Annotated in this window: 11 protein-coding genes; 7 read left to right on the top strand and 4 right to left on the bottom strand. The window is 57.6% G+C overall.

Going from position 1 to position 14,474, the window contains the following annotated elements:
• Positions 1–59 precede the first annotated feature (59 nt).
• The 3 genes from cobB (at position 60) to ppnN (ending at position 3,590) form a co-directional block, all read left to right on the top strand.
• The gene (gene cobB, locus ACO05M_RS14720; protein WP_421864436.1) at positions 60–767 is read left to right on the top strand and encodes a Sir2 family NAD+-dependent deacetylase; all 708 of its coding nucleotides are present in this window, start codon (positions 60–62) and stop codon (positions 765–767) included.
• Positions 768–867: 100 nt separating this feature from the next.
• Positions 868–2,073 (top strand): MFS transporter, encoded by a 1,206-nt coding sequence (locus ACO05M_RS14715; protein WP_421864433.1) that lies wholly within the window; start codon positions 868–870, stop codon positions 2,071–2,073.
• 143 nt (positions 2,074–2,216) lie between these two features.
• Complete coding sequence (gene ppnN / locus ACO05M_RS14710; RefSeq protein ID WP_421864430.1) at positions 2,217–3,590, top strand: nucleotide 5'-monophosphate nucleosidase PpnN; 1,374 nt, start codon at positions 2,217–2,219, stop codon at positions 3,588–3,590.
• Positions 3,591–3,667: 77 nt separating this feature from the next.
• On the opposite strand, the gene ACO05M_RS14705 is transcribed toward ppnN, so the two are convergent.
• Both ACO05M_RS14705 and ACO05M_RS14700 read right to left on the bottom strand, forming a co-directional pair.
• Positions 3,668–5,311: a methyl-accepting chemotaxis protein gene (locus tag ACO05M_RS14705; protein ID WP_421864428.1), complete on the bottom strand. Its 1,644-nt coding sequence runs from the start codon at positions 5,309–5,311 to the stop codon at positions 3,668–3,670.
• A gap of 263 nt (positions 5,312–5,574) precedes the next feature.
• Positions 5,575–6,759 (bottom strand): acetyl-CoA C-acyltransferase family protein, encoded by a 1,185-nt coding sequence (locus ACO05M_RS14700; RefSeq protein WP_421864425.1) that lies wholly within the window; start codon positions 6,757–6,759, stop codon positions 5,575–5,577.
• Positions 6,760–7,218: 459 nt separating this feature from the next.
• Here ACO05M_RS14700 and ACO05M_RS14695 point away from each other — a divergent pair, with 459 nt between their 5' ends.
• From ACO05M_RS14695 to ACO05M_RS14685, 3 genes are all read left to right on the top strand, one after another.
• A complete protein-coding gene (locus ACO05M_RS14695; protein WP_421864423.1) occupies positions 7,219–7,968 on the top strand; it encodes a TIGR00266 family protein in 750 nt (249 codons plus the stop codon).
• Between the two features lie 182 nt (positions 7,969–8,150).
• Positions 8,151–9,152, top strand: a complete 1,002-nt coding sequence (locus ACO05M_RS14690) for a response regulator (RefSeq protein WP_421864420.1) — start codon at positions 8,151–8,153, stop codon at positions 9,150–9,152.
• A gap of 6 nt (positions 9,153–9,158) precedes the next feature.
• Positions 9,159–10,136: a diguanylate cyclase gene (locus ACO05M_RS14685; RefSeq protein WP_421864417.1), complete on the top strand. Its 978-nt coding sequence runs from the start codon at positions 9,159–9,161 to the stop codon at positions 10,134–10,136.
• A gap of 43 nt (positions 10,137–10,179) precedes the next feature.
• Here ACO05M_RS14685 and ACO05M_RS14680 read toward each other — a convergent pair whose 3' ends face one another.
• The gene (locus tag ACO05M_RS14680) at positions 10,180–11,631 is read right to left on the bottom strand and encodes an aminoacyl-histidine dipeptidase (protein ID WP_421864414.1); all 1,452 of its coding nucleotides are present in this window, start codon (positions 11,629–11,631) and stop codon (positions 10,180–10,182) included.
• A 290-nt stretch (positions 11,632–11,921) separates the two neighbouring features.
• On the opposite strand from ACO05M_RS14680, the gene ACO05M_RS14675 reads away from it, so the two are divergent.
• On the top strand, positions 11,922–13,454 hold the full coding sequence (locus ACO05M_RS14675; RefSeq protein WP_421864411.1) for a two-component system sensor histidine kinase NtrB: 1,533 nt from the start codon (positions 11,922–11,924) through the stop codon (positions 13,452–13,454).
• Positions 13,455–13,530: 76 nt separating this feature from the next.
• On the opposite strand, the gene htpX is transcribed toward ACO05M_RS14675, so the two are convergent.
• Complete coding sequence (htpX, locus tag ACO05M_RS14670; RefSeq protein WP_421864408.1) at positions 13,531–14,412, bottom strand: protease HtpX; 882 nt, start codon at positions 14,410–14,412, stop codon at positions 13,531–13,533.
• Between the last annotated feature and the right edge of the window lie 62 nt (positions 14,413–14,474).

Genomic DNA, 14,474 nt, shown 5'->3' with positions numbered 1-14,474 from the left:
TAACCTCTATCGTAGCCTCATTAATCGTTGATGACATCCCTATTACTTGGAGACGTGCTATGGCTCGATTTGGTTCCATCGTGGTGCTGACCGGTGCCGGTGTGTCGGCCGAGTCCGGATTGAAAACCTTTCGGGCCAGCGATGGCCTGTGGGAGGATCACCGGATCGAGGATGTCGCAACGCCGGAAGGGTTTCTGCGTGACCCGGAGCTGGTTTACCGGTTCTACAACATGCGGCGTCGTCAGTTGATGGACCCCGCGACCCGCCCCAATCTGGCCCACCAGGCGCTGGCGGAGCTGGAGCAGCGCTTCGACGGCGAGTTCTGTCTGGTGACCCAGAATGTCGATAACCTCCACGAACAGGCAGGCTCACGCTCGCTGATCCATATGCACGGCGAGTTGACCAAGGCGCGCTGTCTGGACAGCTCAGAGGTGTTTGAGCACCTGGAGGACCTGGATGGCTCGACCCGCTGCCGCTGTTGTGGCGAGCAGGGAACCTTGCGGCCCGATATCGTCTGGTTCGGCGAGATGCCGATGCAGATGGATTTGATCTACGATCGGCTGGAACGCTGTGATCTGTTTATCTCCATCGGCACCTCCGGCACGGTTTACCCGGCCAACGGTTTTGTTCAGGTGGCGTTGGCGGCTGGCGCCCACACGGTGGAGTTGAATCTGGAGCCGTCGCGGCAGGAGTCGGCCTTTGCCGAGCAGATCTATGGACCGGCCGGTGAGGTGGTACCGGCTTTCGTTCGCCAGCTGTTAGATTAAGGTTCAACGTCTGTCACCCGTTACGGCCCGTTGCCGTGGGTAATCTTGTTATACGCTAACCTTCGTTATCCTGTTTGATCGCCGCCAAGGAGTGGACCGCGTGTTGTCAGCCTCTGCACTGAGCTCTTTCTTTATCAATCGCAGCGTCGCGTTGCTGGCGTTATGCCAGGCGCTATTGACCACCGGCAATGTGCTGCTGGTCTCGGTGCTGGCGTTGATCGGCAACCAGTTGGCCGACCAACCGGCGTTGGCGACGCTACCGGTGGCGGTACAGTTTCTCGGCACCATGCTGGCGGCTTACCCGGCGTCGCTGTTGATGAAGCGGATCGGGCGCCGCGCCGGGTTCTGGATCGGCAACGGTCTCGGTATTGTCGGTGCTCTGGTGGCTTTCTGGGCGCTGGGGCGCGAATCTATGCTGCTGTTCTGTTTCGGCAGTGCGCTGATCGGCGCCTGTATCGGTATCAGTCAGCTGTATCGGTTTGCCGCCGTCGATGTCAGCGATGAAGCCCATAAGCATCGTGCGATCTCGTTGGTGATGGCCGGCGGACTGGTGGCCGCCTTGGTAGGCCCGGCATTGGCAATCTGGAGTCGTGACTGGCTGCCGGATCTGCTCTACGGCGGCAACTACCTGGCGCTGGTACTGATCTATCTGTTGGCGATCACCGCGCTGGGCTGGGTCCGGGTTCCGCCATCCAGCGATGAAGAAGTGCACGGCCAAGCCCGCCCGATTGCCGAGGTGGTGCGTCAGCCGGTCTTTATCGTCGCCGTACTCGGGGCCGTGGTGGCCTACGCGGTGATGGTGCTGATCATGAATGCCACGCCGCTGTCGATGCAGGCCTGCGGCTTCAGCTTCGGAATCACCGCCGGGGTGATTCAGTGGCACGTGCTGGGGATGTTCGCGCCGTCCTTTATCACCGGGCGGCTGATCAGCCGTTTCGGTGTCACGACCATCATGCTGGTGGGTGCGGTTCTGATGATCGGCTGCATTCTGGTCAACCTGCAGGGTATTGGCCGCTGGCATTTCACCAGCGCGTTGATCCTGCTGGGGGTGGGCTGGAACTTCCTGTTTATCGGTTCAACCAGCCTGTTGACCGAGGCCTACCGTCCGGCGGAAAAAGCCCGGGCTCAGGGGATCAATGAGATGCTGGTGTCGATGTCGGTGATGGTGGCCAGTTTCTGCTCCGGGCTACTGCAGAATCTGTGGGGTTGGGACTGGGTCAACCTGGCCATGGCACCGCCGCTGGCGCTGGTGGTGATTGCCATTTTATGGCTCGGCCGGATTAAGGGTACCGAGCAACCAGCTTAAGCCTCCTTAAACGATTGAATTCAAACCAACTATGCTTAGGGAACTGTTGGCTGCCGCACGTAGTCTGTTTAGCAAAGCCCAGTCACAAAAGCGTCACCCGATCGACATAGACTGCGAGCAGAACAAGAAGTTGGAGTCAGTATATGGATTATCACCAAGGCGTTACCGCCAGCGTCACCCCGAGAATTGAGCTGGATACCCTGTCTCAATATGAGATCACCCGGCTGCAGGATAAGAGCCAGAGCGGCCTCTACCAACTGTTTCGCAAGTGCGCCCTGGCGGTGCTCAACTGCGGCAGCGATATGGACGACACCCGTGAGGTGATGGAACGCTTCAAAAACTTTGATATCAAGATCAGTCAGAAGCATCGGGGCATCCAGTTGGATCTGTTCAATGCGCCCGATACGGCCTTTGTCGACGGCAAGATTATCGCCGGTATCCGCGAGAACCTGTTCGCGGTGTTGCGCGATATTCTGTATGTCGGCGACGAGTTGGACCTGAACTATACCCGCTTGAAGCCGTCGCAATCGATCACCAATGAGGTGTTCCATATCCTGCGTCATGCCCGCGCCGTGAAACCGCGGATCAAACCCAACCTGGTGGTCTGTTGGGGCGGTCACTCGATCGAACGTGAAGAGTACGACTACACCAAAAAAGTCGGCTATGAGCTGGGTCTTCGGGCCTTAGATATCTGTACCGGTTGTGGGCCGGGAGCGATGAAAGGGCCGATGAAAGGGGCAACTATCGCCCATGCCAAACAGCGTAATGAGAACGGCCGCTATGTCGGCATTTCGGAGCCCGGTATTATCGCCGCCGAATCGCCCAACCCGATCGTTAATGAACTGATTACGATGCCGGATATCGAGAAGCGGCTGGAGGCGTTCGTTCGCCTTGGGCACGGCATTGTCGTGTTTCCGGGCGGTGCCGGAACGGCCGAGGAGATCCTGTTTATTCTTGGCGTGCTTCTGCACGAGCGTAATCGCGAGATACCGTTTCCGTTGATCTTTACCGGACCGGCGTCGAGCCGTGAATATTTCGACAGTATCGATCGCTTTATCCGCGATAGCCTCGGCGAGGAGGCCGCGTCAAAGTATCAAATCATCATCGATGATCCGGGGCAGGTAGCACGACTGATGAAGTCGGGATTATCCCAGGTGACCCGGCATCGTCGGATTACCGGCGAGGCGTTCCATTTCAACTGGCCGTTGTTTGTCGATTACGAGCTGTTTCAACAGCCGTTCGAACCCACCCATGCCAATATGGCGGCGCTGGCGCTGCACCGGGATCAGCCGACCCATCGCTTGGCGGCGAATCTACGGCGGGCACTGTCCGGTATCGTGGCGGGGAACGTTAAGGAGGCCGGTATCCGGGAGATCGAAGCCCACGGACCCTTTGAGCTGCAGGGCGATAGTACCTTGATGAAAAACTTGGATCGGCTACTGCAGCAGTTTGTCCAGCAGCGTCGGATGAAAATCAACTTCAGCGACTACCAGCCCTGCTATCAGATCCGCCATTGAGCGTTTTCAGCTAATCGAGCAATAAAAAGCCCGCATCATAGCGGGCTTTTAAAACGGGATTGAGTCGGGACTTCGGGTTAAACCTTAAACTTGGCCGTGATCTGCTGGAATTCGCTGGCCAGCTGGGCAACCTGTTGGCTGACCGCTTCGATGCGCGATGAGTTTTCGACGGTCACCTCGGTCGAGTGGCTGATGGCAACCACGTTGCGATTGATCTCCTCGGCAACCGACGACTGCTCTTCGGCGGCACTGGCGATATGCAGGTTCATGTCGTTGATGGCTGAAACCGCCTGCTCGATGGCCCCCAGGGCTTCGCCGGTTTCCGCGGCACTGGCCACGCTTTGTTGGGCCTGGGTCTTACCGGCCTCCATCACCGATACCGCATCGACGGCGCCTGACTGCAGTTTTTCGATCATCTGCTGGATCTCTTCGGTTGACTCCTGGGTACGCTGAGCCAGCGAGCGAACTTCGTCGGCTACCACTGCAAAGCCACGACCCTGCTCGCCGGCACGGGCGGCTTCGATGGCGGCATTGAGTGCCAGTAGATTGGTCTGTTCGGCGATACCGCGGATAACGTCCAGGATGGAGCCGATACTGTTGCTGTCCTGCGCCAGTGCCTCGATCACCGAAGAAGCGCGTTCCACTTCAGTTGCCAGGCTGTTGATCGACTCGATCGTGCCTTGGACCACGGTATGGCCGGCGCGGGCTTGCTCATCCGCTTCTCGGGCCGAGTCTGCCGCCGTCTGGGCGCTCTGGGCGACTTCCTGAACGGTGGCGGCCATCTCATTCATGGCGGTGGCGACCTGCTCGGTCTGGGACTGCTGCTCGTTGACCACCTCATGGGCACAGCTGCTGGTGTCGGCCAGGTTGATGCTGGCATTGCTGGCTTCATCCGCCGCGTGCTTAAGGCTGGCCAAAACATCGGTCATATTGGTCTGAACCCGGCGGGCGCTGTCGGCCAGTTGACCGATTTCGTCATTACTTTGGTAGCTTGTCGGCGAGGAAAAGTCGCCCTGGGCCATCTGGGCGAGATTATCGGTCAGTATCGAGGTCGGCTTGACGATGATGCGGCGGGAGATGACGACAAACAGCACCACACCCAGCAGGGTCGCCAGCAGAATGACGATGATTTCGCTGGTGATCACGCCCAGCGAATCCTGATAAGCCTCTTCCGACTCCTGATCCATCAGGCGTTCGATCTCTTCGGCCGCTTCTGCCAACAGCTTGGTCGGGGCACGATCGATCCCGGAAACGGCTTTGTCGCCGACGGCGGATTGGTAGCCGGAGCTGACAAACTCATTGTAGCCGCGCCGATAAGCTTGTCCCATCTCCCGGTGGGAGCGAGTGAAATCGCTGATCAGCTTGAGTACCGGAGAACCGTTGTAGACCGGGTTGTCGGCGGCATAGCTACCCAGTGCATCGTTAAGCTTGGCGATTTCGTTTTGGATGGTCGCTTCACGTTTCTGGAACCGGCCCCAATATTTTTCCCGTTGCGCATCATCGGCGCCGCGGATCAGGATGTTTTTCCACTCCTGGACCTGGGTTTTGAATTCGGCCTGAATGCTGAGGATGTCGCCTTGGTAATGGGCGGCATGGCTGACCAGCTGCTGGTAGTGATTAATCTGCCCCCAGAGTGAGCTGACGCTCCAGCCGACAACGGACAGCAGAATCAAAATGGTCAGAAGAAAAACGGAAGTTAGTTTCGCACCTATGGTTTTCATTTAAACGCCTCATCAGGTGGTCAAATCCGTTTGCCAAATTTTATCGAATCCAAAGGGTCGCACATTCTTAATCAAGAGCGTTAACGATCATTGTGCTTTCTAATATAGGGTTGATAAATGTCAAAGAAAAGCGAAGTGTTTGATAAGTGGTGAGAATTTATCGATGTCTCGGCGGGAGGCTGTCGGCATTCTCTCTGATGTAGGACATAAAAAAATCGGCGGCCTGAGGCCGCCGATTGTTCGTATCACTCAGGTTTCAGAGATCAGCAACGCTCGAATACGGTCGCGATTCCCTGACCACCACCGATACACATGGTGACCAGTGCGTAACGGCCGTTGGTGCGCTCAAGCTCGTACAGCGCCTTGGTGGCGATAAAGGCACCGGAACAGCCGATCGGGTGACCCAGGGCAATGGCACCACCGTTGGGGTTGGTCTTGGCCATATCCAGTCCCAGACCCTTGGCTACCGCAATCGCTTGGGCAGCAAAGGCTTCGTTGGACTCGATCACATCCATCTGATCCAGCGACAGACCGGCACGCTGCAGCGCCAGCTTGGAGGCCGGGATCGGGCCTTCACCCATGATGTGGTTCGGAACACCGGCAACCGCGTAGGACACCAGGCGAGCCATCGGCTTGTAGCCGTCACGCTCGGCCGCATCGGCGCCACCCAGGACGAAGAAGGCCGCGCCGTCGTTGATGCCCGAGGCGTTACCGGCGGTAACGGTACCGTCTTTCTTAAAGGCCGGACGCATACCGCCCAGCTTCTCAGCGGTTGTGCCTGGCTTGACGTGCTCGTCGGTGTCGAAGATGGTTTCGCCGCGACGGCTCTTCAGCGTGATCGGGACGATCTGAGACTTGAAGTGACCGGCTTCGATAGCAGCGGCGGCACGACGATGAGACTCGGCTGCGAACGCATCCTGTTCCTCACGGGTGATCTCCCACTTCTCGGCCAGGTTTTCGGCGGTGATACCCATGTGGCCGACACCGAACGGGTCGGTCAGGGTCGCTACCATCGCATCCACCATGGTGGTATCGCCCATGCGGGCACCGTTGCGCAGGCTGGGAGCCAGGTAGGCGCTACGGGACATGACTTCAACACCACCACCGATGCCGTAGTCGCAATCGCCCAGCATGATCGCTTGCGCCGAGGTTACGATGCCTTGCAGACCGGAGCTACACAGGCGGTTAACGGCCATTGCCACCGAGTCCATCGGCAGACCTGCCTGGATAGAGGCGACACGGGCAACGTACGCAGAGCGTGCTTCGGTCGGAATACAGTTACCGACAGTGACATAGTTGATCTTGTTCGGGTCTACCTGTGAGCGCGAAACGGCTTCCTTCATTACGGTGCCAGCCAGTTCGGCCGGTTCCATACCACTCAGAGAACCACCAAAACCACCAACTGCCGAACGGGCTGCGCTTAGGACATAGACATCACGATTTGCCATGTATGACTCCTTCAAAAGGCTAACTTGTTCAGTCATTGCAATGGCGAAGGGTATTTAACAATTGCAATGACCGAGGCTTTGCCGAGCTGCTGGGCGATAGGAATCGATCTAGCAAATCCGGCATTTACTGTGCTGTTCACTGTTACTTCCCACGAAAAGCCCACCGTTTCCGTCACAGCGAACCATAGAGGTTAACACCGGTATATGACGATTTCCTTTATTTGACGGGATAACTTTGGTCGAAGAGATCGACTAACGTCGGCAGCCGTAACCATCCGGGGGTTGTTTCCCCCCGGCCTTCGGTTATCCCTGTTGTGGCGTAATAAAACTGTAATTGGTTGTCGTTAATCGGTTTTCCAGACTCAAGACTCGTCTCGAGTTGTCCAACATGGCTCGTGAGAGGCCGACGATGCTGATATGCTTCGAGCATCTTCCGATGACAGTGACGAGGGATAAGCGATGCGATGTCATGAAGTGGATTACCACATCCAGGGCGAATCGATGCAGTTGGTGGAGATCGGCCTCGATCCCGGTGAGACGGTGATCGCCGAAGCGGGCATGATGAATTACATGGAGCAGGGAATCAGCTTCGAGACCAAGATGGGCGACGGCTCCGATCCGGACCAGGGCATGTTCGGCAAGCTGTTTTCGGCCGGCAAGCGGATGCTGACCGGAGAGTCGCTGTTCCTGACGCACTTCGAAAATCAGGGCCAGGATCGTCGTAAGGTGGCTTTCTCGGCGCCTTATCCGGGATCGATTGTACCGGTCAACATGGCCCAGCAGGGCGGTGTGCTCTACTGTCAGAAAGATGCCTTTCTGGCTGCGGCGCTGGGGACCAAGATCGGGGTCGCTTTCTCTCGCAAGCTGGGGGCGGGTTTTTTCGGCGGCGAAGGCTTTATCCTGCAGAAGCTGGAAGGGGATGGACTGGTGTTTATCCATGCCGGCGGTACGGTGATCCGTAAGCAGCTCAATAATGAAACCATCAAGCTGGATACCGGTAGTCTGGTCTGTTTCAGCGAGGGGATCGATTACGATATCGAGATGGTGTCCGGGCTGAAGTCGATGCTGTTCGGCGCGGAAGGTTTCTGTCTGACCACCCTCAGCGGAACCGGCACGGTGTGGATTCAAAGCCTGCCGTTCTCGCGTCTGGCCGACCGTATCATAGCCTGTGCGCCCCAGTTGGGTGGCGACGCCAAAGGCGAGAGCTGAGCCGGACCCTTCGAGAGGACCGGTGCTTGCATTCGGTCCTCTTTAGGATCAGTCTTGGTTGCTTAATCCTTGCATTTTCAGGGTGAATAACGGATGACGCGGAAGATCCCGTGTTGACGTCGTGAATTTCAATCGCCCACCCTGATGAACTGAACTCGGTGTCCAGCTGTAGATCCGACATTATGTCTATTCCCATTTTAATCTGTGACGATTCCGGTTTTGCACGTAAGCAGATGGCACGTTCGTTGCCGGAAAACTGGAACGTCGATGTCAGCTTCGCTGCCAATGGTCTGGAAGCGCTTTCCCTGATTAAAGAAGGGCGTGCTCACGTCCTGTTCCTCGATCTGAATATGCCGGTGATGGATGGCTATCAGGTGCTTGAAATCGTCCGTTCTCAAGATCTGCCGACGCTGGTGATCGTAGTGTCGGGCGATGTTCAACCCGAGGCCCGTCGGCGAGTGATGGAGTTGGGGGCGCTGGACTTTATCGAGAAGCCGATCAACCGTGAAAAGCTCGATTCAATTCTGCAGCAGTATGGTGTTCTGCAGGAGCTGGAGGCACCGGATCAGTTGTTCGACAATTTACCGTCGCAGATCGAGGTGCCGTTCGACATCACCGAGGGTTATCAGGAGGTCGCCAATGTTGCGATGGGGCAGGCAGCCGACCTGCTGGCCCGGTTGCTGCACGTCTTCATCGAACTGCCGATTCCCCAGGTGCGTTTGATTCCCGGCACCCAACTGGCCGAGTTGGTGGCGGAAACGGTACCGAACCATCAACTGTCGGTGGTCAGTCAAGGCTTTGCCTGTGCCGGCATCAGCGGTGAAGCCCTGTTGTTCATCGATGAGAGTGACCTGTCGGAGTTGAGCTATATCTTTGATCCGGATGAGGGCAGTACCCAACTGGACCTGCTGATGGAGATCTCCAACATTCTGATCGGTGCCTGTATGTCCGGTGTGGCTGACCAGCTGGAATTGAAGTTCAGCGTCGGCCATCCGGAGGTGCTGGGGCGGGGCATCAATGTCAGTGCGTTGCGCTTCCAGGCGGGTCGACAGGATGAAGAGCGACTAACCATCGGTATCCGCTACGGGATTCAGGACCAGCGCATCAATTGCACGCTGATGTTGATCTTTACCGGCGATTCGAAGCCGGCATTGGAGGAGCGGATCAAATGGCTGGTGGAGTAAACGGACATGGCTGAGCAGATATCCGTCAACGATGTGCACTGGATGATGGGAGCCCTGCAGGGGATCGACGTCGGATTGGTGGTGGTCGATACCGAGCACCGTGTCGTGGCCTGGAACGACTTTATGGAGAACCATTCCGGTATCCGGGTCAGTCGTGCGGTGGGGGCCAACCTATTTGATTTGAGTCCGGAGCTGCCCAATGAATGGCTGCTGCGTCAGCTTCAGGCGGTGGTGGCGTTGAACCTGCCGGTCTACTCAACCTGGCAGCAGCGCCCCTATCTGTTCCGCTTCAAAAGCTACCGGCCGATTACCGGTCAGGCGGCCCATATGTACCAGAACATCACCTTTCTGCCGTTGCTGTCGACCACCGGTGAAGTGGATAAGATCTGTATCTCGATCTACGACGTGACCCAGGCGGCGGTGAATGAATTGAACATGACCGCGTTGAACAAGGAGCTGATGAAGATCAGCCGCACCGACCGAATGACCGGGCTGTTCAATCGTGGTCACTGGGAGGAGATGGCCCGGCGGGAGTTTAAGCGCTGCCTGCGCTACGGCCATATCTCGACCCTGGTGATGTTCGATATCGATCATTTCAAAGGGATCAACGACAACTACGGTCATCAGATCGGGGATCAAGTGATCCGGGCAACCGCCGAACTGACCCAACGGTTGATCCGTGAAAGTGATATGGCCGGGCGCTACGGGGGCGAAGAGTTTGCGGTCATCCTCTGCGATACCGATCAGGACGGTGCCGAACAGTTTTGCGAGCGGATCCGCCGGGAAGTCGAAGCGCTTTGTCTGCAGTTTGACGAGCAGTCGGTCAGCTTCACCATCAGCCTCGGCTACGCCCAGATTCAATCGGGTACCGGTGCGCTGGAAACCTGGATCAAGCAGGCCGATGCGGCGCTGTACCACTCCAAGGAAAACGGCCGCAACTGCACCCACCGCTTTGATCCGGAGATCATCAGCCTGCCAGGATAGGGCCTGAGAGCAGGCCCTGGTGGTGAGGCTGGCGTGAAGTTGTCTAGTCGGCCAGGGCCTTCAATACGGCACCCAGGTAGCCCCAGAACCGTTCAACCGACGCGATCTCCACTTTCTCGCCGGGGGAGTGGGGGAAGCAGATGGTCGGCCCGAAGGAGATCATCTGCCAGTCGGGATAGGCGGCCTGTAGCAGCCCGCATTCCAACCCGGCATGGATCACCATCACCTCCGCCGGTTGACCGAACTGTTGCTGGTGCACCTGCTGCAGTGTGGCCAGAAGGGGGGCATCCAGCTCCGGCGACCAGCCCGGGTAGGCGCCATCAAACTCGCAATGGGCACCGAACGGGGCGAGGGACTGCTCAATACGCTGGCAGAGTCGGTCTCGTTGAGTCTCCACCGCACTGCGGGCCAGGCATTGCAGTTCGGCGGCGGTCTCGGTCAGTCGCACAGCCGCCAGATTATTCGAGGTTTCCACCACCCCGTCAAGCTCGGGATGCATCCTCTCGACCCCGTGGGGGCAGCTCAGAATGGCATTCAGCAACCGCTGAGTGCTGGCATTATCCAGAGCCGCTTCATCGCTTAACGGCTCCTCCAGCAGGCCGATGGCCAGCTGGGGTTCAGCACTTTTGAAGCGCTCGATCAGAGCCTCCTTCAGCCGACTCAGCTCGGTGCGAAAATCAGTCAGTTGCGCGCCGGGAAGCGTGATCATGGCTTCGGCACGCCGTGCGATAGCGTTGCGCAGGGTGCCGCCACGAACGTCAACCAGTTGTAGGTCGAAACGTTGGCCCAGCTCCTGCAGCAACTCGGCCAGCAAGCGGTTGGCATTGCCGCGACCCAGATGGATATCGAGGCCGGAGTGGCCGCCGGCCAGGCCTCTTACGATCAGTTGCAGGCCGGTTTGTCCCGGTTTAACCGCCTCACGCTGCAGCGATAGCCGTGCAGTCACATCGATGCCGCCGGCACAGCCGACGTAGAGCTCACCCTCCTGCTCCGAGTCCAGGTTGAGCAGCAGTTGGCCCTGCAGGCGTCCCGGCTCCAGCCCTTTGGCACCGTCCATGCCGCTCTCTTCGTTGATGGTGAACAGCGCTTCCAGAGGACCATGGCGCAGCTCTTTGCTCTGCAGGGCCGCCAGCGACGCCGCGACGCCGATGCCATTGTCGGCCCCCAGGGTGGTGCCGGTGGCATGAACCCACCCTTCGACAATTCGGGGTCGGATCGGATCTCGCTGGAAATCATGGTCGGAGTCGTCGGCCCTCTGCGGCACCATATCGACATGGCTCTGCAGAATAACCCCCGGTGCTTGTTCGCAACCTGGACTGGCGGGTTTGCGGATAATCAAATTGCCGGCACGATCACGGAAGTGCTCAAGCTGCTGCTGATCGGCAAACTGCTCCAGTTGCTGAATCAGTGCTTCTTCATGGTAGGAGGGATGGGGAATTCGACAGATCTGCTGGAAGTGTTGCCAGAGCAGTTTGGGTTCTAGTTGGTAGAGCATAGGGATTCCCCGAGTCAGTTACAGCCTGAGAACAAGTGAAAAAGCGTCTTACCGGCGGTCAGGTCGGCGGCAGGCGCAGCGCGCAAAATGATAACCCGAATCGGGCCGTGATTGAGCCCGGGATCGGTGATTGATCGCGGATAGTTCAATTGCACCAACAGGCGTTGACAGGGCAGGCTATCAAGGCCGCACCGGTATATCCGATCGGTCATGCAATGGCGCTCTCTCCCCAGGGTTCGGCTGTGCTACCATTGGGTTTTTATGTTTTTGTTTTTTGGGATGTATTAAGGATGGCCCCAAGACTGTACGGCTGGATTCCATCGCTTCTCCAGCGGCGAGCAGTGCTCTTTTCAACCCTGGCCGGGAGCAAGCCCGGTATCATCGTCAGCGCTTTTATTCTCTTCACTTACAGTCAAGCCGGTTGGGCCAAAATTCCGTTGTTCCGCCAGGAAGATGGTCACACCAACTGGCAGCATCTGGCTAACTGGAGCGCCGGCACCTTCATCATTTTGCTGACGATCCTGAGTGTCTATCTCTATCTCGCCCGGCGTCGTGCCAATCGCGCTAATCGCGAGTTGGACAAAATCCGCCTGGAGCTGGAGCAGCGGGTGCGTGAGCGAACCGCCAATCTGGAGCAGGAGATCGATCAGCACCGCAAGACCACCGCCCAGTTGCAGGCATCGGAGTCTTATATTCAGGATATCCTGACCTCCATGCCGCTGATGCTGGTGGGGTTGGATTCCGAGGGACGGGTGACCCAGTGGAATCGGGAAGTTGAACGGGTTTCCGGGATTCCGGCCGCCAAGGCGCTGGGAAATTCGCTCTGGGAAGTCTATCCGACGGTGACGGTGGTTCCCGACCATATCCGCCAGGCGATGGAGACCAACGAGCCTATCCACCTGAAGCAGAGCCTGCGTGGACTGGCTCACTTTGATATCAACATCTACCCGCTGCACGACAGCAATCAGGGGGTGGTGATTCTGGTCGATGATGTGTCGAAACAGACCAGCGCGGAAAATATGCTGATCCATAACGATAAGATGTCGTTTATGGGGGAGCTGGCCTCGTCGATGGCCCATGATATTAACCTGCCGCTGCAGGGGCTGTTGATGGATCTGCGCAGCTTCGACCGACTGCTGACCAAGAATCGCAATGAAAATGGGGCACAAGGCTTAAAGGACAGCAGTGAAGTCGATATGGAGCGCTTGCAGGCGGTGATGGAGGATATGTCCTCGCGCGGCGAGCAGGTTTCTAAGATCGTCAGCAACCTGCTGAATTTTGCCCGCGGCCGTCATGAAAAACGCCAGGTGGCGGATGTGCCGGAACTGCTGGATCACACCCTGCAGCTGGCCAGTGAAGTGATACCGGCAGCCGGCGGCATGTCTTTCCAGCGGATCAAGTTGGAAAAAGACTATGAATCGAACCTGCCGTTGGTGCCCTGTTATGTCACCGAACTGCAGCAGGTGTTTCTGAGCCTGTTGCGTCATGCCAGTTGGGCGCTGCAACGCCGGATCGAGGATGATTTCGAGCCGCGTATCAAGCTGGTGCTGACCGAGTCCTTCGGCAATCTCTGGTTCAAACTCAGTCACAATGGGGTTGGGTTGACCGAAGACGAGCAGATGCGGCTGTTTGAACCCTTCTTCAGTACTAGTGAGAGTCCTAAGGAGAGTGCCGACGACTTTGATGCCGGTAAGCAGCTGTCGTTCTCCTACTACATCATTACCGAGCAGCACCGTGGCCATATGGCGGTGACCTCGGATGTGGAGCAGGGCTCAACGATCCATATTCAGATTCCGATTCGACGAGTTGGTACGGAAAACTGATCGGGATACCGGCTAACGGAAAGGCAAAAAAAAGCCGCGATTGATCGCGGCTTTTTTGATGGTGACTGCGGTGGCATTAGCCGTGGCGCAGTGCGTCGATCCGGTCATCCAGCGGCGGATGGCTGGCGAACAACTGTGCCAGTCCCTGCTTAAGGCCTCCGGCGATACCGAAGGCCACCAGCTGGTCGGGCATCTGTGAGGGCTGCTCCTGCTCGGCCTTGAGGCGTTGCAGTGCGCTGATCATGGCACCGCTGCTGGCCAGCTTGGCTCCCATCGCATCGGCGCGGTATTCACGGCGGCGTGAGAACCAGGCCACGATGGTGGACGCCAGAATACCCAGCACAACCTCGGCAAAGATGGTGGTGATGAAGTAACCCAGACCGTGGCCCTCTTCGTTCTTAAGAATCACCCGGTCGACGGTATGGCCGATGATACGGGCAAAGAACATCACGAAGGCGTTAACCACCCCTTGGATCAGCGCCAGGGTCACCATATCGCCATTGGCGACATGGCCGATCTCGTGAGCCATAACGGCTTTCACTTCGTCACGGCTGAAGCGCTGCAGCAGACCAAGGCTGACCGCGACCAGCGCGTCATTCTTGTTCCAACCGGTGGCAAACGCATTGGATTGCTGCGACGGGAAGATCCCAACTTCCGGCATCTTGATACCGGCCTGTTGAGACAGCTCCGCTACTGTATCGAGCAGCCACTGTTCATCAGCGGTACGGGCCTGCTCAATAATCTGGGTACCGGTTGCGCGCTTGGCCATCCACTTGGAAATGAACAGCGACACCAACGAGCCTGCCATACCGAATACCGCACAGATAATCAGCAGGTTGCCAAGATCCAGGTCGATACCGTTGGCCTGCAGCGTCGAGCCCACGCCAAGCAGGCTCAGGGTCACGCTGGCGACCAAAATAATTGCCAGGTTGGTGGCGAGAAATAACAGAATTCGCATTCAGGGTTCCTTTGGTTAGTCAGATTGCTAAATTAGATGGGGCCTGCGGGGCAAAGTTTCAA

This window comes from Motiliproteus sp. (genome assembly GCF_965230735.1).
Lineage (GTDB): Bacteria > Pseudomonadota > Gammaproteobacteria > Pseudomonadales > Balneatricaceae > Motiliproteus.
The sequence above is the reverse complement of the archived record's forward strand: the minus strand, read 5'-3'. Positions and strand labels throughout refer to the sequence as shown.

Excerpts from the sequence above, each read along its gene's own strand:
- ACO05M_RS14705 (WP_421864428.1), bottom strand. The coding sequence starts at position 5,311 with ATGAAAACCATAGGTGCGAAACTAACTTCCGTTTTTCTTCTGACCATT.
- ACO05M_RS14680 (WP_421864414.1), bottom strand. The coding sequence starts at position 11,631 with ATGCTCTACCAACTAGAACCCAAACTGCTCTGGCAACACTTCCAGCAG.
- ACO05M_RS14675 (WP_421864411.1), top strand. The coding sequence starts at position 11,922 with ATGGCCCCAAGACTGTACGGCTGGATTCCATCGCTTCTCCAGCGGCGA.
- cobB (WP_421864436.1), top strand. The coding sequence starts at position 60 with ATGGCTCGATTTGGTTCCATCGTGGTGCTGACCGGTGCCGGTGTGTCG.
- htpX (WP_421864408.1), bottom strand. The coding sequence starts at position 14,412 with ATGCGAATTCTGTTATTTCTCGCCACCAACCTGGCAATTATTTTGGTC.
- ACO05M_RS14690 (WP_421864420.1), top strand. The coding sequence starts at position 8,151 with ATGTCTATTCCCATTTTAATCTGTGACGATTCCGGTTTTGCACGTAAG.
- ACO05M_RS14685 (WP_421864417.1), top strand. The coding sequence starts at position 9,159 with ATGGCTGAGCAGATATCCGTCAACGATGTGCACTGGATGATGGGAGCC.
- ppnN (WP_421864430.1), top strand. The coding sequence starts at position 2,217 with ATGGATTATCACCAAGGCGTTACCGCCAGCGTCACCCCGAGAATTGAG.
- ACO05M_RS14700 (WP_421864425.1), bottom strand. The coding sequence starts at position 6,759 with ATGGCAAATCGTGATGTCTATGTCCTAAGCGCAGCCCGTTCGGCAGTT.
- ACO05M_RS14695 (WP_421864423.1), top strand. The coding sequence starts at position 7,219 with ATGCGATGTCATGAAGTGGATTACCACATCCAGGGCGAATCGATGCAG.